Source organism: Microcoleus sp. B7-D4 (assembly GCF_036705125.1).
Taxonomy (GTDB): domain Bacteria; phylum Cyanobacteriota; class Cyanobacteriia; order Cyanobacteriales; family Microcoleaceae; genus Microcoleus.
Genome location: NZ_JAUBTT010000266.1, coordinates 1 through 1,251 on the forward strand (window position 1 = coordinate 1; position 1,251 = coordinate 1,251).

Annotated in this window: 1 protein-coding gene; it reads left to right on the plus strand. The window is 43.7% G+C overall.

What is annotated here, in order from left to right; genetic code table 11:
- Positions 1-74: 74 nt before the first annotated feature.
- Positions 75-1,251: transposase (locus tag QUB12_RS37385; RefSeq protein ID WP_333311131.1), on the plus strand; the 1,177-nt coding region annotated here is incomplete at its 3' end.

Sequence of the window (1,251 nt, forward strand, 5' to 3'; positions counted from 1 at the left end):
TCGGCAGCGGATGCGGCCGCCTACAGTCTTAGAAAAATCCTGGTTGATTTCTAAAAGCATGATATGATTATATCATGCTAACAGTAACTCACGAGTACAAACTACGTCCAACCAAATCTCAAGTTCAAATATTTGAGATTTGGTTGTCTGTTTGTCGTCAGGTTTATAACTATGCCTTGCGAGAACGGAAAGATTGGGTGAATTCTCGTAAGTCTTCTGTTAATGCTTGTTCGATAGTTGGTGAGTATATTATCTCACCGGATACTCCTAGACCAACCTATGCTAGTCAGTGCAAAGGTTTGGCAGAAGCTAAGAAGCATTGTCCCGAATTAAAGACCCCTCATTCGCAAGTATTGCAGCAAACTTTAAAGGTTTTAGAGTCGGCATTTGTGGCAATGTGGGAGAGAGGGCATGGGTTTCCTCGCTTCAAAAAACGGATGCGATCGTTTGTTTTCCCGGCTGTTAAGGATGCAGCAGTGGAGAATGGAAAGGTTAACCTGCCTAAGATTGGGTGGGTAAGGATGAAAATGTCTAGACCCACACCAGAGGGTTTTCTACTCAAGCAAATTAGAGTAGTTAAAAGGGCATCAGGATATTTTGTCATGCTGACCTACCAGTTAGCAGTCAACCTGCCCGCTCGCCCAGCGTCAGGACATCCATTAGGGGTAGATATTGGGCTTGACAAATACCTCGCAACTTCCGATGGAGAATTAGTCAAAAGACCGAGATTTTTTCAGGCACTTCACCGCGAGTTGAAATCACTGCAACGAAGATTAAAGCATCAAAGAAAAGGGTCTAATAATTGGCTTAATCTCCAGAAAAAGATTGCTAGAATTCATCAAAAAATCAGTGATACCAGAAAGGATTGGCACTATAAATTAGCTCATAGGTTATGTGACCAAGCAGGAATGATATTCGTTGAGGATATCAATTTTAAGGCTTGGGCAAAGGGGATGTTCGGTAAACATACTCTCGATGCAGCCTATGGTCAATTCTTCTCGATTCTGTCCCATGTGTGTTGGAAGCGCGGGGTGTATTTTGCTCGTGTTGATAAAAACTATACGAGTCAAATTTGCCCCCAATGTGGAACCCATACTGGTAAGAAAACCTTGGATGTCAGAATCCATAGTTGTCAGTCGTGCGGGTACACCACTCATCGCGATACAGCAGCAGCACAAGTAATTAGAGACAGAGGTATTCTTGCGGTCGGGCAGCCCGTGAGTAAAACTGCTTCTGGAGGCGTTCTATCGG